The 26,817-nt window shown below is 48.2% G+C and carries 10 protein-coding genes; all 10 read right to left on the bottom strand.

Features of this window, described 5'->3' with window-relative positions; all coding sequences use genetic code 11:
* Nucleotides 1–23: 23 nt before the first annotated feature.
* Nucleotides 24–992, bottom strand: a complete 969-nt coding sequence (gene sbnB / locus E8L90_RS07365) for a 2,3-diaminopropionate biosynthesis protein SbnB (RefSeq protein WP_137028641.1) — start codon at nucleotides 990–992, stop codon at nucleotides 24–26.
* A gap of 45 nt (nucleotides 993–1,037) precedes the next feature.
* Nucleotides 1,038–2,006, bottom strand: coding sequence for a 2,3-diaminopropionate biosynthesis protein SbnA (sbnA, locus tag E8L90_RS07360; RefSeq protein ID WP_137028640.1), 969 nt, complete (start codon nucleotides 2,004–2,006; stop codon nucleotides 1,038–1,040).
* Nucleotides 2,007–2,072: 66 nt separating this feature from the next.
* Nucleotides 2,073–2,309, bottom strand: a complete 237-nt coding sequence (locus E8L90_RS07355) for an acyl carrier protein (RefSeq protein ID WP_137028639.1) — start codon at nucleotides 2,307–2,309, stop codon at nucleotides 2,073–2,075.
* Between the two features lie 28 nt (nucleotides 2,310–2,337).
* Nucleotides 2,338–3,381, bottom strand: a complete 1,044-nt coding sequence (locus E8L90_RS07350) for a BtrH N-terminal domain-containing protein (protein WP_137028638.1) — start codon at nucleotides 3,379–3,381, stop codon at nucleotides 2,338–2,340.
* 43 nt (nucleotides 3,382–3,424) lie between these two features.
* Nucleotides 3,425–6,799: a beta-ketoacyl synthase N-terminal-like domain-containing protein gene (locus E8L90_RS07345; protein WP_137028637.1), complete on the bottom strand. Its 3,375-nt coding sequence runs from the start codon at nucleotides 6,797–6,799 to the stop codon at nucleotides 3,425–3,427.
* Between the two features lie 41 nt (nucleotides 6,800–6,840).
* The gene (fabD, locus tag E8L90_RS07340; protein ID WP_137028636.1) at nucleotides 6,841–8,109 is read right to left on the bottom strand and encodes an ACP S-malonyltransferase; all 1,269 of its coding nucleotides are present in this window, start codon (nucleotides 8,107–8,109) and stop codon (nucleotides 6,841–6,843) included.
* 16 nt (nucleotides 8,110–8,125) lie between these two features.
* Nucleotides 8,126–16,783, bottom strand: coding sequence for an edeine biosynthesis hybrid PKS-NRPS EdeI (gene edeI / locus E8L90_RS07335; RefSeq protein WP_137028635.1), 8,658 nt, complete (start codon nucleotides 16,781–16,783; stop codon nucleotides 8,126–8,128).
* Nucleotide 16,784: 1 nt separating this feature from the next.
* On the bottom strand, nucleotides 16,785–19,475 hold the full coding sequence (gene edeJ / locus E8L90_RS07330; protein WP_137028634.1) for an edeine non-ribosomal peptide synthetase EdeJ: 2,691 nt from the start codon (nucleotides 19,473–19,475) through the stop codon (nucleotides 16,785–16,787).
* A gap of 30 nt (nucleotides 19,476–19,505) precedes the next feature.
* Nucleotides 19,506–23,489, bottom strand: coding sequence for an edeine non-ribosomal peptide synthetase EdeK (gene edeK / locus E8L90_RS07325; RefSeq protein ID WP_137028633.1), 3,984 nt, complete (start codon nucleotides 23,487–23,489; stop codon nucleotides 19,506–19,508).
* A 33-nt stretch (nucleotides 23,490–23,522) separates the two neighbouring features.
* Complete coding sequence (gene edeL, locus E8L90_RS07320; protein ID WP_137028632.1) at nucleotides 23,523–26,813, bottom strand: edeine non-ribosomal peptide synthetase EdeL; 3,291 nt, start codon at nucleotides 26,811–26,813, stop codon at nucleotides 23,523–23,525.
* Between the last annotated feature and the right edge of the window lie 4 nt (nucleotides 26,814–26,817).

The raw sequence follows: 26,817 nt of genomic DNA, 5'->3' as shown, positions 1-26,817 counted from the left end.
TCGTACAAAATGGTAACCTCCAGTTAGTCTTGCAAGTGAGTTCCGATCCCCTGCGAGAGTGCTTGTTTGTAATAATAGGCAGCAATGGCGATATCAAAAATTGCCATCCCCATCGGATTAAACATGATGGGCTCATCTTGTGGAAATTCTTTCATCTGGTCAAGGCAGACGATATCCGTGATGGATTTGGTATCTTCTTTTTGCAATCCTCTCTCCAGATGCATGATCTCGATGTCCGTGTTCTCACGGCAAACTTCGGTCCAGTCGTCAACGATAATGGAACGGGTATAGTCGAGAATTTTTGGTGTAAAATCGCGTAACGACACATTTAACAACAAAGAATGGCGTTTTGGTTGCTTGTCAATAAAACCATGCGGTGATACGGTGCACGTAATGAACACATCTGCCTCGCAATAGGCTTCTTCCCACGTTTGCGCGATAACGGTTTTCTCTTTTATCTCAGCCGGAATATGCTCCTGCTGGATACCCGCAATGTCATAGAGAACCACCTTGGCGATCTTCTCTCCTAACATGGCCGTTACCATTTGCAAATGAAGTCTGCCAATCGGACCAAATCCGATAATTCCGACCGTTACATTTTGCAGGGGACGTACTTGTTCGTAATGCTTGAGGAGAAGGCCGGAAACAGAAGCCGTTCGAATACCGCTGACCAGGGCCGTATTAATCGTTGACACAGGCTTACCCGTTCTGGCTTCGTTCAGGATGGTAATCGAATGCGCGCGTTGGATTCCCTCTTGGAGGTTTTTCGGGAAACTGGCAATCCACTTGATTCCCGCCATGTAAGTATCTCCGCCTACAAATGCTGGCATGGCAATAATGCGGTTTGCCATGTCATGATATCGCAAGTAAGGTTTAATCGGCTGTGCATAATCTTCCTTGTGTAAGGAATGTACAGCATGTTCAATGACATCAATCGTTTCCTTCCAATTCTTGCCGACCTTTTCAATATCGCTCGTGTTTAGATATAACATCGTACATCCCACCCTGCTTCTCGTAGTAGATTTATTGGACACTGATTAATTGCCAACGAAAGAATGCTTTTGCTGATGCAACCACTGAACCCATTCCTGGTTGTATACGGTATTGACATATGGCATACCACCGTCTGGGCATAAAAAGACGACATTAGGCTTGACTACGTGCTTTTGATCTTTGAAATAGTTTTTTATTGCCCAGTAGGAAGTCCCAGAAGATCCTCCAGCAAAAATGCCATGCTCAGCGTACAGCTGATAGCAAGCCTCGACTGTATCCTCCTCCGAAACATGAACAACCTCATCAATAATCGCGCCCTTGAGTATGTCAGGCCGCATGCTTGATCCAATTCCCGGGATGTATCGTTTTTGTGGCTCTTGTCCGAAAATCACTGAGCCTGCCGTATCGACAGCAATTATTTTTATGTTCGGATATCGTTCTTTCAATCGCTGCGAAATTCCAGTAATCGTACCGCCAGAGCTAACGCCGATAAATGCGTAGTCCAATGTCTCGAAGCTGTCTGCGATCTCGGCTCCCAGTCCGAAGTAATGGGCTCGAGCACTATCCGGATTTCCATACTGGTTGGTCCAAAACGAGTTCTTCGTCTCATTGAGTAGACGATTGACCGTTTGGATGCGCGTCAGGAGAAATCCTCCTGTCTCGTCACGGTCTGTTACTTTTACGACCTCATGGGCAAATACCCTGAGCAAGTTCTCATAGACTGGATTGATGTTTGGATCAATGACTGGAATAAATTTAATTCCGAGTTGCTTGCACAATGTTGCCAAAGCGATAGCAAAATTTCCCGAAGAAGATTCGATTACAGTAGTTTCCTGCGTGATCTCTCCTCTTTTGATCGCCTCCTGTAATATGTAAAAGGCTGGCCTCACTTTTACACTACCCATGAGATTGTTGTACTCCAGCTTGCAAAACAGATTGATGTGCTCATGCTCAAGTTTGATTAAAGGCGTATTGCCAATCATGTGACTTATGGCCATCATTTTCGTTAGCATGTTGAGCCCTCTCTCCCGTGTTTTCCCGTCTTCGTCCGATCTACCATAAATATCTTGGCCCTTCGATCAAGCAGATTTTTCATCCATTTTTTGCTGGATGTAACCTGCCAACATTTTCATGTCTTGAAAGTTTTCCAAATGGAGCATGTCATCATCGAATTCAATGCCAAACTCTTTTTCAACCTTTACGACCGACCTGATAAAGGTCAATGACTCAATGTACTCCGTAAGTTCTCCGCTTTCGTTCACGTACTCAGAAAACAACTGTAGGAGCGTCTCGTATACTTCGTTTTCCCTTTCCATAGGAGTCCCTCCATGTGCTAGATGATGCTTACACAACAACGCCAACCCGTTCCAGTACTTCTCTTGTTTTTGTGACCGCCTCAAATTCCTGCGTTTTTATGCTGCTGATTTTTTGCAGAACGCGATGAACCATGTCACTGCGATTACTGTCAAAAGCCTTCAAAATCATATTGGTCGTAATTTTCCATTGATGTCCAATACTGCGATACTGCTCGGCAAGTTCTCCAAAGTTTTGGTACTTCTCACTGATCACTTGCAGGACATTGGCATACATCGCTCGTGTTTGTGCCATGCTGATCAAGCTGTGGTTAAGGATATCGAGGTGATCGTCTGTAATCTCCACTCCGCTAGCGAGAAACGCCTCTACGTCTTTTAGAAAAGGATCAAGGGATTTCAGCCCTACCTCGACGTTGACATCGTCGGGTACATCCAACTCCCGCTTGATTTGACTTGTATCGCAACGACCCTCTAGTACGCTGAGATTGCTCCTGACTGCTTCCAGTAACTGATCGAACGTAGGATGCTGGGAATCTGAAAGTACCAATTCAAATGATCGATTGTGGAGTGGATACCATTCGCCTGTGCCTGCATCCCGATAGGAAGAGTTACTCGCCAGTAAAAATTGCTCGATGGGCAACAGGCCTTTGTAGCGGTAGTAATCATCGACAATCAGAAGCTGGTTACCTTCTCTTCCTGTGACAATGATGCTATGCATTTCAGGCAGGTCCTGATAATAAGGGTTGTATGGGAGTTCCGCCATATTGCAGAGGACGATTGTCGGTACCCCCCGTTCCAAACGTTCTTGTATATTTTCCAAAAACAGGTCGTTTTCCGGTTCAGCCCGTCCTTCTACGCGGATATGATGAATCCACGCCAGCTCTGCGACTGTTCTCATGTATTGACCGTTTACATCTCCATAAGGAGAATCCTGCGTTTTTAGATAGATGGCACCGCACTGCTTCCAGGCTGTTTCCAAGGCGGAAAAGTTCAGGTATTTCAGAACCGTGTAGATAGAAGCGCCGATGCAATCCAGGTTCGGATGCTTGCTCGGTTGAATCTCGGTGAGTGACATGAGCACTCTCCTTCCTGTCTATCGTAATGGTAAACACATGCGACTATCGGATATCCGAATCACGCTCTCGCAAGGCAAATACTTGTTGTAGAAATTGACGAGTGAGAGAACGCAACTTGTCGATAGCAGCTTCCACATCGGAACGTTTCAACATTTTTTCTTTGTATAAGCTAAGAGCATAGCGATTCACCGCGTTAGTGGATGTCTGCAAAATCTCCTCCGCTAGTTCGCGTACAGACTGATCAGCCTGTGGAATGTAGCAGTCCAATAATGTTTCCACCCACAGTTCTTTGCCGCCTAATTGAACGTAGAGCTCGTTTAGATTGGCTTCATCAAAATAGGTGTCTGGCTGCTCCGTAAGCGACAGCAACAGCGTAAGCTCACGACCAACTTGCTGTTTACTCTCGACCGCTTTTAGTAAAAACAGCAACTCCTGTTCTGCGCTGGTACGCAGAATTGCTTCGTCATCTGCAACGCGATCAAGCACCATGATCAGCCGAGAATGCGGCTCTACATTTGCATAAATCTCCTCAAGCGTTTGGTACGTTGTGGAAAATTTATCGTACTGGATTCGCTGAGCTTGCCCGCGAGTCAAATGATTGTGATTGATGATCGTATAGACCTGCTTTTCATGGTCATAGCCAGTAATAACGGTGAGATGATCGGTATGTTCCTTCTGGTATTGCGTCGTGTAAAAGGTGTAATACTCGTCAAACGCAACCATTACTGGCTTGCCTTGATCCAACTGGTGAATGATCGATTCATGCAATTCATCCAGACGAGCGACAGGCATGAGTTTGACCCGATAGCCAAATTTGTAAAGCATCTCCTCATCCGACAAATATCCCATAACCTCAGGATGCTCCCGATACGAATAGGGGTACCCCTCCGCATCAAGCTGATAGCCGCGCTTTAACCCGAGAAAAAGCTTGAAATACGGAATCAGATGGGCATCCTGCTCCTCCATTAATAAAGCGAGACCGCGATCATAACAATTCCATTGACGCCAAGATAATTGACTGACATCGGCATACGAGCTGCGTTTGATTTGCGTACCATGTAATGATTTTGTGTTTCGTTGTTGAACAGTTTGGACAGTTTGAACGACAGTAGCAGCTGCTTCTGCTTTCGCAACCTGTCCTTCTTCATGCCCAGCCGCATCCAGATAGGCAGCAAATTCGGAAATCGTCGAATGGGTAAGTAGGTCTTGTACTTCTACTTCTCGGTTCATTCGCTTTGAGATTTCGCTGATCATTCTAATCGCGATGATCGAGTCCCCGCCCAGCTCGTAAAAATTGTCATGGACATCTACTTCTTCAAGCCCCAGAACATATCCCCAAATGCGAGCCAGCTCTTGCTCTAAAACGGTGTAGGTATCCTGTTTTCTCCCACGTACCAACACATTTGGCAGCTTCGCTTCTCCAGATTTTCGCGGTGCAACATGGTCTTCGTCTCTCCTGGCATCCTTGTCAAGAGAATGCAGAGAAGAGATGTCCAGCCAACAACGCTTACGCTCAAACGGATAAACAGGGAGGTGCACGCGGCACGGCTTTTTAAACGTATGCATGGCACTCCAGCGTACATCTGCCCCACTCACATACAATTCGCCAAGCTCTTTCAGATCAGATAACTCTTTGCTTTGCGCCAATAAAAGCTTTTGTAAAAGTGCATTAGCAGCCTTATTCATCGCTTGTTGCTCTGCCTCAGTGAGTATCCCTGGCTCTCTATCCGCTTTTTCCTGCGAGATAACCTTGTGCCAGCCAAAGAAAATATCCGGTTCAGAAAGTGTTGTCCAATCATTCGCGCACAACATAGAGATTTTTGCGGAAAAATCATCCATGTCTCTGCAAATCATCAGCAATCGGTAGCCAAAGTGACTACGGCCCGTATTTGCCGTAAAGCTGAGACTTTCCAATGTCGGCAGTTCTTCCACAGGCTTGCTGGTCCACTTCTGAAAGCGGAGCAACAGGTTGAGCAAGCTCTCCTTGCTTTTAGCGGATAAAGCGATTGCCTGAAACCCTTCGTCTTGCTTGGGAGGCTGAATGAAGGGTGCTTCCTCTACTACGAGGTGCACATTCGTTCCACTCATGCCAAACGAACTGATTCCAGCCCGTCGCACGCTTTTCTCTGGTTCCCACTCTGTCAAAGTGTCATGGATGTAAATGGGAGATTGTTCAAAAGGAATCATCCGATTCGCGCGCTGAAAATGCAAATGCGGAGGAATCTGCTTTTGTTTAAGAGACAGGATCACCTTGAAAAGACCAGCCATACCCGCTACGTGATCGGTGTGACCGATGTTCGTTTTTACGGAGCCGATCCCGCAAAATTGGCGCCGCTTTGTGTACGGGCGAAATGCTCTCTCAAGCCCGTCCATCTCCATAGGATCACCCAGCTTTGTGCCTATGCTGTGTACCTCAATATACGAAAGCGTTTCGGGGTCAATCTGCGCGTCTTTCCATGCCTGCTGGATCACTTCGGCTTGTGCCAATGAATTTGGCGCCGTAAGCCCGAAAGAATGGCCGTCTTGATTGGCGGCGCTTCCTTTGATCACGGCATAAATCGAATCCCCGTCTGCAAGAGCCTTGGTCAACGGTTTCAGCAAAACGGCGCCAACGCCTTCACCGACACCCGTACCGTCTGAATCATTGTCAAAAGGGCGAGTACGCCCAGATTGCGATAAAATTCCCAAATCATTGCTTCCATCTTGTAAAGACAGCAAGATGAGCTTGACACCGCCGGCCAGCGCCATCTCACATTCTCCTCGACGAATCGCTTGGCATGCCAGATGAACTGCCATCAGCGACGAGGAGCACGAAGTATCCACAAGCATGCTCGGACCTTTGAGATCCAACAGGTAGGAGACGCGAGATGCGATCACCGATTTCATATTGCCAATGATTGAGGTGGACATTGCATCTGGTTCCAGCTCCCGAATCATTCGTCGATACTCTTCACCAAAATCACTGCTAAACCCCAGATATACACCCGTACGGCTGCCCGCGAGCATCGTTCCACCATATCCAGCGTCCTCAATCGCCTCCCAGCATGTCAGCAAAAATAAGCGCTGGTTCGGGTCCATCTGGCTTGCTTCCTTAGGAGAAAGACCGAAGAATTGCGGATCGAATTTATCAATGTCATTCAGGTAGGCAGCCTCTCGAAATTGAATTTTCTCCATCGTCAACCCTTTGGCGAGTAACAATGGAATCAAATCGTTCTGGCGCTCTTTGGGAAGCTCTCGGACGCAATCTTGACCAGCTTGTAACAGACGCCAAAAGTCTTCCGGGTTTTCTGCGCTTCCGAATCGGCAAGCAGCACCAATCACCGCAATATCGTGTTGATTGGCTTTGCTGTCAGTTGAATGAGCATCCGTCTGCTGTTTATTCAGTTTGACTCGGTTAAGTCCTAATGGCTTGCTCACTGCATTCTTCCTCCTTGAGTCCTCTGCTTACCTGGTTCGGCTTAGCTTGCTTGCCATACGTTGCTGATCTCGGGAAATCGCTGTTGCAGGTCTGGTTTGCTGGTCAGCTGTTCAAAACGCATGGCTTGTTCCGCTTCAGGAGCTTTTTTGGTTTGCAAGATCAAACGAAGCAGAGAAAAAGCTTCGCGTACATCCCCATAGCCCCCCTCTTTTTCCCCTTGTTCCAGCTGTTGTCTCAGTTGTTGAAGTGCTTGATAGGGCATAATCACCCCTTGCTGGTACGCTTCTTCATCGAGACCGCGGTTTTTCGTGCAAACGGCAATCGCAATGCAAGAATCGACGAATTGGGCAATTGCTGCTTGATTACGCGTTTTAGCATCTTGAAGCTCTTGCTGATAACGCTCGATCTCCCCCTGCTTGTCAAAGGCAAAGGCGCGAAGCGGATATTTTTTGGCCAAATTTGTCAGTACACTTTTTGGTCCGAGCTCAATTACGGTATTCGCTCCCTGTTTTACCAAGTAATCCATCGTAGCTTGCCAGCGAACAGGGCTGGTTGTCTGGGCTGTGAGCAAATCGACAAGCTGATCAGCATGGACATAGGGTTGTGCTGTTACATTGGAAATGACAGGCCATTTGGGATCGCAGTACGTATACCGCTTCAGTTCTTCGTTTAATTGTTCAGCGGCTTGCACCATGAGTGGCGAATGGAAAGGCGCACTCACCTTGAGGCTGACAACGGAAGTCGAGCCATGCTGCTTGCACGCTTCCTCTACTTGCCGTACCGCATGTGCATGACCGGAGATGACGATCTGATCAGCGGAGTTATGGTTGGCGACCACGACGATGGCATCGTCACGAGAATGTTCTCGACAAATCTCCTCGACAAGTTGAACATTCAACCCGAAGATTGCTGACATGGCTCCGACACCCTGCGGAGTAGCCGCCTGCATGAACTGACCTCGGCGATAGACAAGGCGGACGGCATCTGCAAACTGGATAGCACCGGCACAAGTCAGGGCCGTAAACTCGCCCAGACTGTGACCCGCCACCCACTTCGGTTCGATGTCCATTTCCTGTGAATAAACGCGGAAGGCTGCGACACTTGCCGTCAGGATTGCTGGCTGTGCGTGCTCTGTTTTGGTCAGTTCTTGTACATCCCCTGCAAAACAAAGCGTTTGCAGGTTCAATCCAAGCGCATCACTTGCTTCTTCAAAGGTGCGAGCCGCAATGGGGTGGGCCTCACATAATGCTTGGCCCATTCCAACATATTGCGAACCTTGTCCCGGAAATAAGAGTGCGATTTTGTCCATTATTGATCACCCTTCTCTACGTCATATATTCATTCACTAGCATCCTGAGTAATTGCTGGTAATCCTGTGTCATCTCCGTAACTTTTTCTACCCGGAGACAATCAGGGTCGAATGCACACACGATATCAATCATGTCTTTTCCTTCCTTGATCCAGAAGGTAAGCTCATGTTCATCGTGTGTGAACGATGCATCTGTAAACTCATTGACACTGCCGAAGAATGGAATAATGGTTCCATCATTGCGATCCGTCCGCAATTTTTTTAGCCACAACGAGGCATCCCCCGTCATGTTCTCGATGAACTGTCGTTTCTGCTGCACCTGCTTGAATAGATCGAAGAAGGTGTTGATCTCTGACATGTTTACCCGGAATGGATAGGCATTCATCTGCAGCTCCCGGGCGACAGCCACTTCCATATAAAGATCCTGCTGTTCTGTCAATTCGGCCATGAGGTATAGATACATCGAGAGCAGAACGTCTCTCACCTCAACAGCCTCCATTTGACTTACCTGCTGCACATTTTCAAACAGATCATCCGTAAGTGAAAATTGGACCCAGTTTGTGTCCGTATTCGCATCTCCACTAGCCCAATACGGAGACGGCAGCTCTATTAGCGAGACACGATCCAACTCCTTCAACCAATACGTGGTCGTATCCGTTTCCTCCTGTTCATCCGCTCCATCTAAAGCAGTGTTCTTCAAAAAGTTGCTTAGGCTGTACAGCGTAGGATGGGCGAACAAATCGGCAATTCGAACCCGTCCAGGGTAAAGCTGTTCAAGCTTGGCATGAACTTGCACCAGTAAAAGCGAATTACCACCTATGTGGAAGAAGTTATCCTGCATTCCGACCGTTTCAAGCTTAAGCACTTCCCGCCAAATGCCCGCCACCTGTTCTTCCAGTCTGGTAGCCGGGGCTTGATATTCGTTGTGCTTGTCTTGGAGGGCATTAGGTTCTGGCAATGATTTGCGATCCAGTTTTCCGTTTGGTGTCAGCGGCCACATACTCATATGCGTATAGAAATGTGGAATCATGTAATCGGGTAAGCTTTTGCTTAGCATCGCTCGCAATTCATCAATGTCCAACGTTTGCGTTCCCATATAGTAGGCAGCCAGGTAAGGATTGCTGGCGGTATCTCGCACACTGACCACCGCTTCCGTAATATCCGGATGCTGAGAAAGGGCTGTTTCAATCTCACCTAATTCGATCCGATAACCACGCACTTTGCACTGAAAATCGGATCGTCCCACGTATTCAATCCGCCCATCCGGCAGCCATCTCGCGAGATCACCTGTTTTGTACATACGTTGACCAGGTTTAAACGGATTTGGGATATAGCGCTCAGCCGTCAGTGTTGGCTGGCCGAAGTAGCCTCTCGTTACCCCATCTCCTGCGATGTAAAGATCGCCAGTGATCTTCTTCGGCTGCACTTGCAGATGCTCATCGAGGATGTAGACTTGTGTATTGGGCAACGGCGCTCCAATCGTTACTTCCGCTGCGTCGGTCAAGTCGTTCACCGTAGACCAAATCGTTGTTTCCGTCGGACCGTACAAATTGTAAAGTCTCGCCTTGGTCTGTGTGCGAAGCCTTTGGAACAAAGACGTTGAAAGGGCTTCTCCTCCAAGCAGGATCGCTTTCAGGCAGTCAAGTGCGTGCAAGTTGCTCTTCTCTTCCAGCATGAGCTGTAGACGGGATGGAGTCAGTTGAAGGAAAGTGATTTCTTCCTGCAAAATCAACTCCTTGAGCACCTGCGGATCGGCTTGCTGTTGTTCGGTTGCAATGACCACGGTCATCCCTTTCGTCAGCGGGACAATCGTTTCAAGCAGAAAAATATCAAACGAAATCGTCGTCACAGCCAGCATTTTGTCTGCGCTGGCAAAATCGATGTGTTCCCCGATCCCTGGGCAGAAGCTCATCAAATTACCGTGCTCAACCATGACGCCTTTAGGCTTGCCAGTAGAACCCGATGTGTAAATGACATAGGCTAGATCACCAGGTGTAGCCTGTAGCGGAAGATTGGAATCGTCTTCCGTCTCCACCCGGGAATCGTTTACGTCCACTCGGACAACACTTCCCCACTGCTTCTCAGCCAGGGAATCGTGGGTTAAGACGAGGCGAGTCATGCTGTTTTCCAAAACATAGGAGATACGTTCTTCTGGATAGTGCGGATCAATCGGAACAAACGCAGCCCCTGCTTTCAAGATCGCCATGAGTCCAACCATCATTTCCACGGAGCGATTCGTCAAAAGGCCCACGCAAGTATCAGCAGTGACGCCGTGTTGCTTGATCAAACGAGCTACTTGGTTTGCTCGCTTATTCAATTCCGCATAAGTAACTTTTTCATCTCCGCATGATACAGCTAGCGCATTCGGCTGTGTTGCCGCTACCTCTTCAAAGAGCTCGACGACTGTTTTTTCACGAGAGTATTCCAAACTCGTGTCATTCCATTGCTCAATCAGTAGCAAGCGTTCTTCTGTTGCCAGCATAGACATCTTGCCGATCAACTGTTCAGGATTTTCCACCATTTGTTCCAGAATCTTCTGGAAGTGTGTGGACATCGACGCGATCGTCTCTTTGCTGAACAGCTTGTTGCTGTATTCGATATCGACAATTAGGCGCTGTTCTCGTTCAATGATGTCAAAGGTCAGATCAAACTGGGCAGAGCGCTGTTCAAATGGGTAAGGAGAGAGCGTCAGCCCATTTGCACTCATGCTTCCTTTTGCGTCGCCAGTATTTTGCAAAATGAACATCACATCAAACAGTGGGTTGCGCGCCGTATCTTTTGGCAACGTCAGACGATCCACCAGCATTTCAAACGGATAGTCGGCATGAGAGAGCGCCGCCAGTGCCCGTTCTTTTACTTCCTGAAGGAAATCCGCCACGGTTCGATCGCTTCGCGGGAAGTTTCTCATCGCCAGTGTGTTCAAAAAGACACCCACGATGTTTTCCAGGTCAGCATGATGACGGCCAGCCACCGGCGATCCAATGATAATGTCTTCTTCGCCAGCGTATTTCGACAGCATAATGGTGAGCGCTCCCAGTAGCGTCATGTACAAGGTTGCCCCATTGTTTTTTGCCAGTGCCAGTACCTTCTCTGTCATCTCTTGAGGGATCTCAAAGGTCAGGACATCTCCCTCAAAACTCTGAATAGACGGTCGAGGGTGGTCCGTAGGCAGATTAAGCACAGGAAGTTCTCCATCCAGCTCTTTCTGCCAGAATTTCTCCTGAGCGGCCAATACTCCATTACCTAGCTGCTCTGTTTGCCACACGCTGTAGTCTTTATATTGAATCCGCAGCTCGGGTAGCTCTAGTCCCTGATACAATTGGAAGAACTCGCGGATCAAAATGTTGATGGATACACCATCGGAAATAATGTGATGCATGTCGAACAGCAACAAGTGTTTGTTGACATCAATTCGAATGAGCATACCGCGAACAAGCGGCGCTTTTGACAAGTCAAATGGTTGGATGAATTGTTTGACCGTTCTTCTGGCCTCGTTCTCGTCGACTTCACGATACGCCAATGTAAAATCTACGCTTGGTTGAACGGTTTGCATCAAAGCTCCATCCACAATGGAAAATGAGGTGCGCAACGACTCATGACGCTGCACCAGTGTGACAAATGCACGTTCGAAAGCCGCTCTGTCCAGCTCTCCTTCAAGCATCATAACTGTAGGGATGTTATAGGCAACTGCCCCTTCCTGCATCTGTTCCAGCACATAAATTCTCTGCTGCGACGAGGTGGCGGGGTAAGCTTCCCGATACTCTGCTACAGGAATCACTGACACAGCTGTTTCTTCATTCGGAGCCATCAGCACTGCCAATTGGCGGATTGTCGGAGTCTGAAACAGGTCAGTGATTGTCATCTCTTTTTGCAACTGTTTAGTGACACGGGAAACGATACCGATTGCCAAAAGAGAATCGCCACCCAGTCTGAAAAAGTCATCGTCGATGCTCAACTCGGTGTAACCCAGCACATCAGACCAAATCTGACCTAAGGCAAGCTCCGACGAAGTGTAGGGATCGCCTTTCTCCCTGCCAGACAAAACAACACGGTTTTGCATGGTCAACTCAGATGGTACTTCGCGTTCTTTACGAGACTTTTCGCTTGCAAAGATCGAATCTCCGAGCTTTACTTTCAGGGATGGTGCCCATTCCTTCAGCACCTGCAAATCAAATTGTCCAATGATCAGATGCTCAGTTTGGCAAAACAACGATGCATCGAAGGCTTGAATGGCTCCATCCATCGGCATGTATCCGATAAAACCAGGACCTGTTATGCCTTCAAACGCATACCAGTTCAAAGCTATCGTTGGTTTTCCCGTTCGACTCCGTGCTGCACTATAGGCATCCAGGAAGCAGTTGGATGAGACATAGTCACTTCCAGTCGCTCCACCCCAAATCGAAGCAAGTGATGAGAAGATCACAAAGAAATCCAGATGCTCCGGCTCAGCTATTTGATCGAGTATAACTGTGCCCGCCATCTTCGCTTTCAAACCATTTTGAAAATGGGAGAACGACTTCGTCTGAATCGTCTCAAAGGTGATATGCGCCGCGGATTGGATAATACCGTTGATCGGGCCATAACGGGCACGGACTCGCGCAGAAATATCCTCCATCTGCTGACGGTCGGACACGTCTGCTGCGTAGCAGACTACTTGCGCTCCCATTTCCTCTAGCTCAATCAGACCTCTTAGCTTTCGTGCCTCAGTAGCATTGCAGTCTGGATGCTGTAAACGCTCTTGCCACTCGTGGTTAGGTGGGAGTGGAGAACGATTAATTAGCACGAGCGTCACATTTTTTTGTGCGGCCAGATGTTTACTAAATGCCAGCCCCAGTTTTCCGGTACCTCCGGCGATCAAGTAAACACCATTTTCACGTATCTCTACGGGCCGTTTCGGAATTTTATCGATATTGCAGCGATTCATCTCAGGTACGATGCGATTTCCTCTATAGGCTACCAATGTGTCATCCCGATTGCTGCGAATTTCCGCTAGAAGCTGATCTGCCAACTGCGATGTTGAATGCCCTTTTGTTGCAAGATCCAGGCTAAAGCACTGCAGCTTAGGATTTTCCTGCGAGATCACCTTAGCTAGACCGAACAAAGGAGCTTTTTCAGGAAAAACAGGTCCGTTGTCATCTACTGCCTGTGCGTAGTTCGAAACGATTCGTAAATCTAGCACCTGCTTCAGATCCAGCTCAAGCAACGCTTGTGTTAAATGAAACAGACTGTAAACGCCCAGATGTTGCGCTGACTCAAGGGCTTCAAGCTCTCCGAGATCATTTGGCTGTTGGGCGCCCGAGGTCAAGCTCCATAAATGGATCATCCCAGTCAGCTTTTCCTTTTTGTCCCCGAGTCTCTCGAACACACGTCGCAGATCTGCTGGCTGGCTAGGATCTAGAATAAACTCGTGGGAAGAAACGGCGGCAAAAGCCTCACCAGTGCGAAATCTGAACACTTCATGTCCGTCCGATGACATCGCGTCAGCCAGCGTTTCTCCTACACCGCCTTCATCTTGAAACACCAGCCAGATCCCTGGGCGCTGGGACTGATGATTGGTGGTCAGCTCTTTCGTTTGCCAATTGATCTGATAGATCCACTCCCGATACTCTTGTGGGGTATACGCTGAGTGTCCGATCAATAATGCTGAATTAGAAAGATCAAACAGCGCTGTTGATGATGGATACATGGCAACCGATTGATAGTTCGTATCCCGAAGCGCCTTTTCCCAGCGCGAGGCATCCATTAGTCTGGCTTGGTGTCGAAGATCTGTGTCCTCGTACTGCCACCAGTCTGCGGCAAGCCCCCCGATCACATTTGCCGTTGAACGATTTTTCACGAGCTCGATTGCAAACAGCACACCTTGCTCTGCAAGCAACTGATGCACAATCGATAAGGATGCCCGAACATCCTTCGTCCTGTGTATAGCGTTATTCGCGATAATCACATCGTAAGCATGCAGATCAAAGCCTTGTTCGGCTGGGGCCTGCTCCATGTTGAACAGGCGGAACTGCACAAACGGGTACACTTCTTGGAACTCTTTTTCTACCTCGGCGAGAGACGATTGCGCACAATCCGTAAACAGATAAGTGACATCTTTTTTCTCAATCTTCGGCAGTAATAAGCGAGTAAGGCTACTGGAACCGCCCCCGAGCTCCAGAATGCGAACAGGACGGTCAAACGAATGGATGAATTGGGCAATGGTTTCCACTGCCATAAGTCCGGAAGGGTTACCAAGAGTAATGCGATCCACATACGACTTATATAAGTCAGAAGAACCGTCGTTCGTCACGAGTACGTCCTGCCCCGTCATGCTCGTTGAGTAATGGGTAAAACACGCTTTCAATTGAGAGAACGTATCATGCTCATTTGGATAGCGATCCAGACAATCCTGATAAAACACTTCCGCATCAAGACCTTCTGCATGTGCAGTTAGACGGTATGTCCCTTCAACGTGTTCAATCAGGGAAGCTTTAACGACAAGTTCAAGCATGAGTTGGAAGAAGTGTTCATTTCTTCCATTAAACCTTACAGCTTCACGCAATTCTTCCAGCGAATATGTTTGCGTCTGCTTGTGGAATACGCCTAGTTGCTTCAAGCATTCAAGCGATAACAAGCCGGAATAAAAAGTTTCGTCCTCTTCCAAACCCGTTTGCTTTTGGACATTCACCTGATTCAGTAGCGTTCCCCCAAAAGTAAAGAAGGTGGAAGCAATTTTATGAACATCAGCTGTTTCGTTCTCATGTGCCGCCTCAGTTGCTACAGCAGCGGGCCGCTCAACCGTGTCGTTTGCAGGTTGATCCGATTGTACCCAGTGCCGGGTTTTTGCAAAGGAATAGGTTGGCAAAGGTACCTTTTTCCATTTGACTGGACGGTAGTATTCAAGCCAATTGATAGAAACCCCTCGCACGTACTGTTTGGCCAATTCTACTGGGTTAGAGCTGTCTATTTGCATGCTGATCGGCAATGAACTTTCCCCACGTGAATTCAGTACTCCGTAGAACACCTGGTTCCCATCAACAAGCGGCGCACCGTCCTCCGTCCGTTCTCCCGCGCGCAAGCAATGGATTTTCTGCAAAAAGTCCTCTTTACTATTGATAACGAAGGCAAGGCGATATCGATAGTGTCCGCGCCCACTATTGGCAGTAGCGCACATATCAAGAAGGGAATGCTCAGAAGACGTTGATAAATATGCATGGTATTTCTCGAGCAAATCCCATAGCGACTCACTTGTTTTGGCAGATAACGTAATGAGGTAATCGCCAGATTCTGAAACGGCTGTCGCCTCGTGCTTAGGAGGCTCTTCCAATAGGACGTGGGCGTTTGTCCCACTCAGGCCGAATGCACTTATCCCGGCTCTCCTCACAGGTTGGTCAACCTCTACATCCCAAGCCTTTAATACATCATTTATATAAACAGGTGAATCAATAAAAGGAATTAAGGTATTCGGCCGTTTCACATGCAGCGTCGGCGGAATCTGGCGATGCTTCATCATCAAAGCCGTCTTAATGATCCCAGCTACACCGGATGCCGCTATCGTGTGCCCAATATTGCTTTTGACTGAGCCTATTGCGCAAATTTGCTTACGTTTTGAAAACTTCTGAAAGGCATGCATGATCCCCTCAATCTCGACAGGGTCACCTAATCTTGTTCCTGTTCCATGTGCCTCAATATAGGATATGCTCTCCGGATTGATTTTCGCCCGCTCCCAGGTTGTTCGCAACAAAGCGGACTGGGAAATCGCATTGGGCGCTGTAATACTGGTAGAACGACCATCACAATTGACCGCTGTACTTTTGATCACGGCATGGATATAGTCGTTGTCCTTGACTGCTTGATCGTATGACTTCAAAAGAACTGCGCCAAGACCTTCTCCCCACACGGTTCCATCAGCAAAGTCATCAAATGCTTTGGTTTTGCGTTCGACAGAAACGATGCCAAAGTCAGTATCCTGTTGAATCGGGAACAGGGACAGGTTCACTCCACCTACGAGAGCCATTCGACAATCGTTATTTCCAATGGCCTGACATGCTTGGTGCAGAGCGACCAAGGAGGAAGAGCAAGATGTATTTATCAGTTGGCTCGGACCTGACAGATTCAGCAAATAGGAAATTCGTGAAGCAATAATTGCTGCAACGTTGCCAGCCAGTGAGGACGAATCAACGTTTTTCAGTACACGCTGGTATTGTGATTCATTGTCACAATATCCCAGAAATACGCCTGTAGGAGAACCGCTGATCATCTTCTCGCTATACCCGGCATGTTCAAATGTTTCCCATGCCAACTCGAGAAACATCCGCTGATAAGGGTCCATGGTTCGAGCCTCTGCAGGTGATATCTCGAAAAACGCATGATCAAATAAATCCACGTGATCGAGATAACCCATCCGCTCATACGCAAAGTCTGTGTCGTTAAAAAATTCTCTCGCTACCCTCTCGACATCTGGACGCCTTGCAGCAGGGATATCACCAATTGAATCATGCCCCTGTTGCAAATTGTTCCAGTATTCCTCGAGGCTGTTGGCTCCGGGAAAACGACAAGCCATACCGATGATCGCGATATCTTGGCGAGTGTTTACGTTGGCAGAGGACAGTTCTTTTAGCAAAGGAAGTGCTTCCTTCTCTTGCAGTCGATGAGCAGCCACTTGCTCCAAGATGTATTTTTTTAGCAAACTCATCTTATTTCCCCTTCCTTTTGTCGATCAGTTCGGCACCCTTGTCTACGGAGAGAACTCCCTCCTTGACCTCCCTCAGCAATTCCAGAAGGGATTCATCATCATCGCTTTGATCTTCCATAGATGCAAACTGATCCTGTTTTCTTTGTTCGAGAAAATCCACAAACATGGCAATTGTGTAGTAGGAGAACAAATGTGCGACGCTAATCTCGCTATCCACTTGTTTTACCATTTGCGCATGCATTTTAAGCAACAGCAGGGAATTCCCTCCCAGCTGGAAAAAGCTGTCGTGTACCCCCACTTTTTCAATGCCCAGGATTTCTTTCCAGATGGTAACCAGCTGTTCTTCCTTCTCGTTTCGTGGAGCTACATATTCAGCATCGGACACCTGTTGTTCATCCACTTCAGGCAGTAGCTTGCGATTGATCTTGCCCCCTGCTGTTAAAGGCATTTTTTCAATGCTGACAAAAAAGGAAGGGATCATGTGATCAGGAAGCCGTTCACTGAGATAACCACGCAAGTCACTTGCGGTCAATTCCTGAGCATTCGCTACGTAGTACGCGCACAATCGAGCCTTCTCTTCTTCAAATATCACGGCACACTCTTTTACTAGCGGATGGGACAATAGCACCTCATCAATCTCGCCCAGCTCAATTCGGTGCCCGCGTACTTTTACTTGATGATCGATGCGACCGCAGAACTTAATATTGCCATTCGGCAGATAACGCCCAAGATCGCCTGTCCGGTAAAGCTTTTGATATCCAATTTCCGGATAAGGATTGTCAACAAAGCTGGCTGCTGTTTTCTCAGGATCGTGCAAGTAACCGTGGCCCAAGCACAAGCCAGTTATATAAATCTCCCCTTGATGTCCAGCCGGAACAAGTTTGCGATTGGAACCCAGAAGTAAAATTTTCGTATTGGCTATCGGCTTACCGATCGGTATCGGCCCCTCATGGGTATGGTCGATCTCAAAGTAGATGACACCAATAGACGTCTCCGTCGGACCGTACAGATTCGTGATACGAACGTGGGGAAACCGCTGAAGAAACAGGTGCACAGTGTGAGCCGTAATTTCCTCCCCCCCCAAGATCAGGTGGCGAATCGAAGAAAGTGAGTCGTGTATGTCCATCCGTGTTTCCATTTGATCCACCAGCAGGTTGAAGACCGACGGCACAAAGTCCGTAATCGTAATCTGATAAGTTGAAATGGCGTTCAACACTTGATCGAGCGTCATCTCGAATTCAGGAATCGGCAATACCGTACGTCCACCATGCAAAAGCGGCCAGAAAAGTTGCCAGACCGAACTGTCGTAGTGATGGGGAGTCGTCTGGAAAATGGCGTCCTGTTCCGTACAACCGTAATGCTCATCCATCCAGCGAAAACGATTGAAAATACCGATATGAGGAATGACAACTCCTTTTGGTTTGCCGGTGGAACCAGATGTATAGATCACATAAATCGGGTCGTCCACATCTACCTGGATATGGAAGTCCTCTTCTTCCCGGATTTCATCCGCATCGACGATTACAGCACGTGTCAATTGCAAGAATGACGGTTCTTGACGTATTTCTGGCCCGATCAGCGTAACCGGACAATCCAATTCATCCAGTAGCTGCTTTTTCCGTTCGCTCGGACTTTGCACGTCTAGCGGGACAAATGCCGCACCTGTTTTCATTACAGCTAGCAGGGAAATGACCAAATTCAGGCTACGATTCATCAAGACTGGAACACAGCTTCCTTTTCCGATACCGCTGGCCCTCAACATACGTGCAAGGCCATTGGCTTTGCCATTAAGTTGAGCGTAGGTAAGTGTTTTGTTGCCAAACACAGCGGCTGTTAGATGAGGCGTCCGCGCTGCCTGTTCCTCGATCAGTTGATGGATCGGCTTTGGAGCAGAATGAGAAACGTCCGTTTGATTTCGGGTGTACAACAGATCAGTCCGCTCTGCTGCTGTCAACATATCGATTGTGTGAATCAAGCGTTTGGGATCGACGACCACTTCACGAAGAATTTGTTGATAATGGTTGATCATCCGTTCGATGACAGCCTCTTCGAACTGCTCGCCCACATACCGAACACGTCCTGTTATTCCATCTTCTGTTTGCTTGAATGCAAACACCACTTGCAAGGACAGGCCTTCTAAAGCAGTAATATCTTGCATGTTTTCTAAAACGAAGGCTGTATCCAGCAGTGTCATCAGGTCCTTGTCGGCTAGTTCAAGCCATTGCATCATTTGCGAAAACGGATAGTTCTGATGCTCAATTGCCTCTTTGACCAGCTGCTTACCCTCTTTCGCCACTTCTGCAAAAGTAGCTTCTTGATGCATCCGTACACGCAGCGGCAGCACCCGATTCCAAGCATTAGGGGGAAGCGGATTCTGAAAGACGGGCGTGAGAATGATCATGTCGTCCGTCTGTTTATACCGATTCAGCATGATTTGAAACGTCGACAGAAGGAACAGATAGAGCTTCATCGGATGATGATCGCAATGGGCCGCAACAGCAGCATTCAAATCATCAGGAAAGACAAAAGATATTTCTTTTGTCTCCTCCACCCCATCGCGTTCCTTCTCCGTCCCTTCGGTTGGAAGGAGGGAGAGCGTCCACTCTCCCTGTAACTTCTCTTGCCAGTACTGCTCCTCCCGGCTAAATTTCCGACTGGTTAGCAGAATGTTTTGCGAAATAGTAGTCTCCATATGCCCTCCCCCTCTTACTCACCGCTTGCTCTAAAATTCAAAATCCCAATCGACGCCCTGTGCTTGAATAAGGGCTACCTCACGGGTCAATTCAAAGTCATGCAGGAGGCGCTCGGGTTCTTCCATCACCTGCTGCAACAAGCTTTTGAAGTCACTCACAAACTGCTCCATCGTTTCTCTACGGAACAGGTCACTGCGGTAATCCAGCTTACATAAAAGTCTGTCGAAAACAGGGTAAGCCGCCAGATGAAGGTCAAGCTTAGCCGTGTTGTTTGGCAGTGGATAGTTTTTGACGATCATGTCCTCAAGCTTCAGTTCCCCTTCCGGATTGTCCATGTTTTGCAGGACGAAGATCGTATCAAAAAGGGGCTGACGACCTGTATTTGGCTCAAGGCCAAGATTCTGGACAAACAGATCAATCGGGTAATCCGCTTGTTCAAAAGAGGCTAGCGTATGCTCGCGGACCTCCGCAAGAAACTCGCGATATGTTTTCTCGCCTTTTGGATAATGGCGTAGGGGAATGGTGTTGATAAACATCCCAATTACTTCATCAAACTCTGCAAAATTACGCCCAGCTACTGGAGTTCCGACAACGACATCCTCTTGGCCGCTGTATTTTGCAAGCAACAGGTTGTAAACCGACAACAGCACCATGTAAAGTGTCGCATGTTCCTGCGTTGCCAGCTCCTGCAATCGCTGCCTCTCCTCTGTCGATATCTCGAACTCAATCGTCTCACCAGGAAAGGTAAGAGATTCTGGCCTTTCGTAATCAGTCGGAATCGATAGAAGTGGAGCCGGGTTGGTAAACAAGTCTGTCCAATAGTCAGCTTGTAGCTCGCCTGACTCAAGTGCAGATTCCTGCCAGACAGCAAACTCTTTTTGCTGAACTTCCAATGTAGGGAGTGTCACGCCTGCATAGAGACGAACAAAGTCCTCTACGAGAATGTCCATAGATACACCGTCTGAAACGATATGGTGCATGTCGAACAACAAAAGATGCTTTTCCGGTGCAATCCTGATTAACCCTGCACGCAGTAAGGGCGCTTGACGCAAGTCGAATGGCCGTACAAACGTTGCCAGACTGGCATCCAATTGCTCTGCACTTGCTTCACTCACTTCCAAACGGAAGACTAGCGAATCATGTACAATTTGAACCACTTGCCCATCTCTATAATCAAACGAGGTACGCAGAGATTCATGGCGGTCAACCAATCCTTGAAAAGCATGTTCTACCTTCTCACGGGTCAAATCACCCTCGATGAAACGGGCAGCCGTAATGTGAAGACTTGTGTCAGCCGGATTCAACTGCTGAAGAATAAAGAACTTACTTTGAGCAGCCGTAACAGGATAGTATGATCTGGCTTCGACTGGGAATCGTGTTTTCATAATCGTCTTGTCTGCTTCATCAATCACTTTGCCAAGATCCTGAATAGTTGGGTGATTAAACATGGTTCGCAGTGGAAGCTGTACGCCAAACTGCTGTGCAACCTGCATAGCTACTGCGTTGATTTTTAACGAGTGCCCACCTAGAGCGAAGAAATTGTCCCGAGCGCTGATTGTGTTTGGATCGAGCTGTAAAACTTGCGCCCAGATGTGGGTGAGCGCTTTTTGGGTCTCGGTTGTAGCTGACACAAAAATAGATGTGTCTACCCGATCCTGTATGCCAGGCTTCGGTAAAGCCCCTCTGTCCACTTTTCCGTTAGGGGTAAGTGGCAATACGTTTTGCTGTACATAGTGCATCGGCACCATATATTCCGGAAGCACAGTAAACAGATAATCACGCACATCTAGGGCGGAAAATTCCTCCAAGGGAACGACATAGGCACATAAGTACTTTGCACCCGTGTCCTCTGAAAGTGCCAAGACCACTGCATCCTTGACCGAAGGATGTCTGCGCATCACCTGTTCAATCTCACTCAATTCGATTCGGTAACCCCGAATCTTGACTTGATTGTCCATTCTCCCGAAGTACTCAATATATCCGTCCTCCGTGATCCGGCCTACATCACCCGTTCGGTAGAGGACATGATAGTCAGGGTCTTCTACCCAGCTGGCATACGGATTTGCTAGAAAAACTTTTTTCGTCCGTTCCTCATCCTTGTAGTAGCCGTATCCAACCCCCGGACCAGCCACACATATTTCTCCTTTTACGCCTTGCGGGCAGATACACTGGTTTTGATCGAGTATGTAAATATGAGTGTTCTGGATCGGTATGCCGATGGGAACGACAATCTGCTGATCGCTCGGCATTTCCCGGATAATGTGGTGGGTAATATCATCAGATGCTTCCGTTGGCCCGTACATGTTCACCAATGGAATTTCCGAATAGCAGGCAAACCAGCGCCGTACCAGAGGAGCAGGCAACTCCTCTCCTGTCACTGCCATCCACCGCAAATCAGGGAAGCTGCGTTCGGAGTCGGACCATTCTTGAACGAGATCAAGCAGCACGGAAAGCAGAGATGGTACCACTTCTGCTACAGTGACGCGGTTGGAACGCAGTACGTTATGAAGGGCCTGCGTATCCATTACCGTCTCTGTATCGACCACTTGCACAGAGCCACCCACCAGCAAAACAGACAGATATTGCCAAACAGAAATATCGAAGCAAAGAGAAGCCGTTTGTGCGACAAGATCATCCTCGCAAAGGGATAGGTCGTTGATTTTAGCGAAAATGTGGTTAACCATTCCACGATGGTGCACCATAACGCCTTTCGGTTGTCCAGTCGTGCCTGATGTGAAGATGATGTAAGCCAAGTCTGTTCCTGCACTCTCTCGATCGATGTCCTCTCCCGAAAGTGACGCTACGGATTTATCGGATTGACCAAAGACATAGAGATACTTCAGCTCCGGTGAGGATGCTCGAATCGACTCCAGTCCATCTAGCAAGTCGGGCTGAGTTATCAACCCTGCAATCTCGCTCTTCTGCACAATGTACAAGATCCGATGCTGCGGATAGTCTGGGTCAATCGGTATGTAGGCTCCCCCCGCCTTGAACACCGCGAGTATCGCAACAAGCGTATCCACGTTACGTTTCATATAGATACCGATTTTCGTGCCAGGTCGTAATCCTTGCTGGATAAAATGGCGCGCGAGTCGGTTGGATCGCTCGTTTAATTCCTGATAGGTTAAGGTTGTTTTTCCGTCTGTCACCGCTTTGCGATGAGGAGTCTTTTTTACTTGCTCCTCAAAGAGGCGATCAAAGCTCTGATCGCGCGGAAAATCAACCCGGTTGTCGTTGAATGAAAGAACGGACTCCCGAACCTCTTCCTCAGATAAGCACGCTATTTCAGCGATCTTCTGATTCGGTTGCGTTACGATAACCTGATAGATACGGACCAAATGCTCCATCATCCGTTCCATCATCGGTAGTTGGTATCTTTGCCCCACGTAACGCACAAGTAATTCGAGCGAGTTCCCCTTTTTAGAAAAGAGGAGCTGCAACTCGCTCGAAACCTGTTCCAGGCTTTCCTGATCATGAAGGACATCCAATAAGCACGTCGCCTCAAAAAACGGTGTGCTGTTCCCCTGCTGCGGTACTTGCAGTTCCTCGATCACCCGCAAGATTGGGTAGTTCTGATGTTCCACAGCGGCCTTTAAGGTCTGCCTAATTTCTTGCAGCAGCTCCTTGATGCTCCATTCCGGGAGTACCTGATGACGCAAGGGCAGTACCTTGTTCAAAAACTCACCCGGCTCTGTTTGACGAAAGATAGCCGTTCCAACGCATATGTCCTGATGTCCCGTATATTTGGACAACAAGATGCCAAATCCACTCAGCAAAGCCATGAACAAACGCTGATCCGAGCCATTGCTCAAATGAATCAGTGCCTTGCTCAGCTCGTCCGGAAACACGATGCTCAGCTCACAAAGCTCAGACTGACGCTGAAACGAGGCCCGAGAGTCTGTTGGAAGGTCGAGTGAATGAAACTCTCGAGAAAGGTTCTCCATCCAATAGTCTTTTTCGCGATCAAACTGCCCACTGGCCAGCAAGATGTTTTGTGCAGTTATCGTTGTCAAGCCAATCCCTCTTTTCTGTCCGTCATGTATTTCTTAAAAAGCAAAGTCATCGTCGTCCACTTGTCCCTGTGCTACTTGTACTACTCCATGACCGATCTGAAGTTGTCCGATGGTTCGGTTCGGGTGGGCTACCATTTGCTCCAGAACAATGACAAAGTCTTGAGCCATCTTCTCGATTGTTCTTCTGTGATACAGGTTCGTATTATATTGCCAGTGCATGCATATGTGATCCTCAGCATGAACCACTTCCAAAGCCAGATCGAGCATGGCAGCCCTACGTCTGAACTCATACGGAGCAAACTCGATTTGATCGAGAAGGACCTTTTGCTGCTCCGCTGCATGATGCAGGGTCAGCATGGCGTCAAACAACGGGTTCCTTGCTGGATCGCGCGTCAATTGAATTTGGCTGACGAGTTGGTCGAATGGATAGTCTCCATGCTCAAAACCGTCTAGCACGTTTTGGCGTACCTGACCGATATACTCTTGGACGGTCAATTCTTTCTTCGGCCAGCTTCGCAGGGCCAAGGTGTTGACAAACATTCCCACAACAGGGGCAAACTCCGCTCGTTGTCTACCATCCATGTCGCAACCAATGACGATGTCTGCCTGATTGCTGTATTTGGATAACAAAACAGAATAGACGGCCAAAAGAAGCATGTACAGCGTCGTAGAACTCTGACGGGTGAACGAGTCGAGTTTTTCCAACCACTCTCCAGACAGCTCTGTCAGCAACTCATCGCCATCAAATGTCATGGTTTGTGGGCGAGGATAATCGGTCGGAATTGCCAATGGTTGCGGCTGCTCGGAAAATGCATCCAACCAGTAGGCTTCATGCTCGACCCAGCCAATCTCGGCAGCTTGTTCTGTTTGCCACCAAGCAAATTCTTTGGCCTGTACCGACAATTCCGGCAACACCTGTCCTTGGTAAAGGTTACAAAACTCCTTAAGCAAGATGGATTTGGATATGCCATCTGAAATGATATGGTGCATGTCGAAAATTAACAGATGCTCTTCTGATGAGAGCTCAATTAAGCCGATACGAAGTAAGGGAGCTTGCTTTAAACCAAAAGGCCGGAAAAAGCGTTCAATTGTCTTTTCCACAGTTTCTTCGTCCGCTTGCCATGTCTCGATCTGTACAGAAAGGTCACTGTGTACTTTTTGTTTCACCTGACCTTCAATCAGATGAAACGAGGTGCGCAGCGCCTCATGTCGTGCGACGAGTTGATCCGCAACCGCTTGAAGACGGCCTGAATCAAGGGAACCGTTGATCCGCATTACTCCCGGTGTATGGTAGCTGGTAGCATCTTCTTCCAACTGCCACAACAGGTAAAGCCTCTCTTGTGCGCGCGTGACAGGGTAATATTCCTGATCGGCGAGCAAGACGATCGGTTTTTGCTCCATTTCTTGGAGATTGCCTGTGAGCCTTGTCGCCAAACCACGAATCGTCGGCGCATCAAACAAGTCGCGCATGGAAAGCTTCACTTGAAAGTCACTTTCAATCCGGGATAAAAGCTGAATGGCCTTTAGCGAATGTCCTCCCTGTCCGACAAAGTGATCAAGTACACCAGGGGATGGAATCTGTAAAACTTCCGACCACAACTCAGCCAGCTTTTGTTCGATAGGATTTGCCGGTGGCACGTAATCACTACTGATGCCAGGCTTTACAGCAGGCAAAGCTTTGCGATCGATCTTTCCATGCGGGGTAAGCGGCATCTCAGACAGTTCTATAAAGTAACTCGGGATCATATATCCGGGGAGCCACTCTAGCAGGTGCGCACGAAGCCCATCTGGCTGAACGCCATCCTTTTGCCCTACATAGTAGCAAGCCAGTTCGGTCATACCCATTTGATCAGTCATAGCTAATACAGCTACCTGATTTACAGCAGGATGCTGAAGGACAGCGCGTTCCACTTCTTTCAGTTCCACACGATAGCCGCGCACTTGAACCTGATCGTCCATCCGCCCCAAATATTCAAAGACGCCCGTTTCGCTGAGTAATCCGACATCTCCCGTACGGTAAAGGCGCTCGCCGGTTATGGGATGATTCGTAAATGCTTTCTCGGTCAACTCAGATTTACCCAAATATCCGTCAGTGATGCCAATTCCTCCGATACAAATCTCGCCCTTGACATCAGGGGGACAAATTTCCCCCGTCTGTCCAAGGATGAACATATGAGTATTGGCAATGGGAACACCTATAGGGATTCTGAGTGTTTCTTCAGCAGGCTGCTCTGTGCAAAGATAGACGGAAGCGTATATCGCTGATTCTGTCATCCCGTAAATATTGGCGATTCGCGCGATACGGAACAGACGATTCCATTCGCGAACCAGATTAGCCGTCAGTGCTTCTCCTCCGTTAAATACCCACTTCAAATTAGGCAACGGATCTGGTTCCTTACGAGAATGCACATGAGCCAGAAACACATTCATCATCGCTGGAACGAACTGGGTGACTGTAATACGTTGCTCTTGCAACCAGTCATACAACGCTCCTGGATCTTTGCCGTCTTCCTCTTTCAAAATAGACAGCTTTGATCCAACCATCAGCGGCCAAAACAATTCCCACACCGAGTCCGTAAAAGAAATCGAGGTTTTTTGGGCAACTACGTCTGTCTCGCTTAGTGGAAACGTCTCCTCCAGCCAAAACAACGTATTCAAAACCTGTTTGTGCGTAATCATGACGCCCTTTGGTGCACCGGTCGAACCAGATGTGTAGATGACGTAAGCAACATCATCCTCTGAACCTGCCGGAGCTATCGCCTCATCCTTTTGGATGCGAATGTCGGACGCTGTATAGACCTTGTATCCTTCGTGATGGAAGGAAGTCTCGTCCAAACAAATGATCGTTTCGATGCTGTCAGGTAGATCGGGTATGATCTCATCCAAATAAATGGATTCTGTTACAAGCACCTTGCAGCGACTATCCTGCAAAAGATACCGAATTCTAGCTCGGGGATAATGCGGATCAACCGGGACGTATCCCCCACCTGCTTGGAGGATGGCAAGAACTGCCGCTACCATACGGGAGCTCCTGTCTGCGAGAATTCCTACGAGTTGCGAAGGAACTACACCCGCATCTGTTAGGATACGGGCTAGCTGGTTTGCTTCCGCGTGTAGTTCTGCGTATGTTCTTTCTCGATCCGCCTCTACCACAGCGACTCTATTAGGCGTTTTTTCCGCCTGCCGGGCGAACAGTTCAGCGATTGTTACTTGGTTGCGATACGGTTTGTCTGTCTGATTGACTCGGGTTAACAAGTTCGCTTCCTCATCAGTGAGCAGGTTAAACTCGTTCAGATCCAGATCGAGCTGCATACGTCCATTCATTGCG

It is taken from the genome of Brevibacillus antibioticus, assembly GCF_005217615.1.
Classification (GTDB): domain Bacteria; phylum Bacillota; class Bacilli; order Brevibacillales; family Brevibacillaceae; genus Brevibacillus; species Brevibacillus antibioticus.
This window is presented reverse-complemented; position numbering and strand designations above follow the sequence as displayed.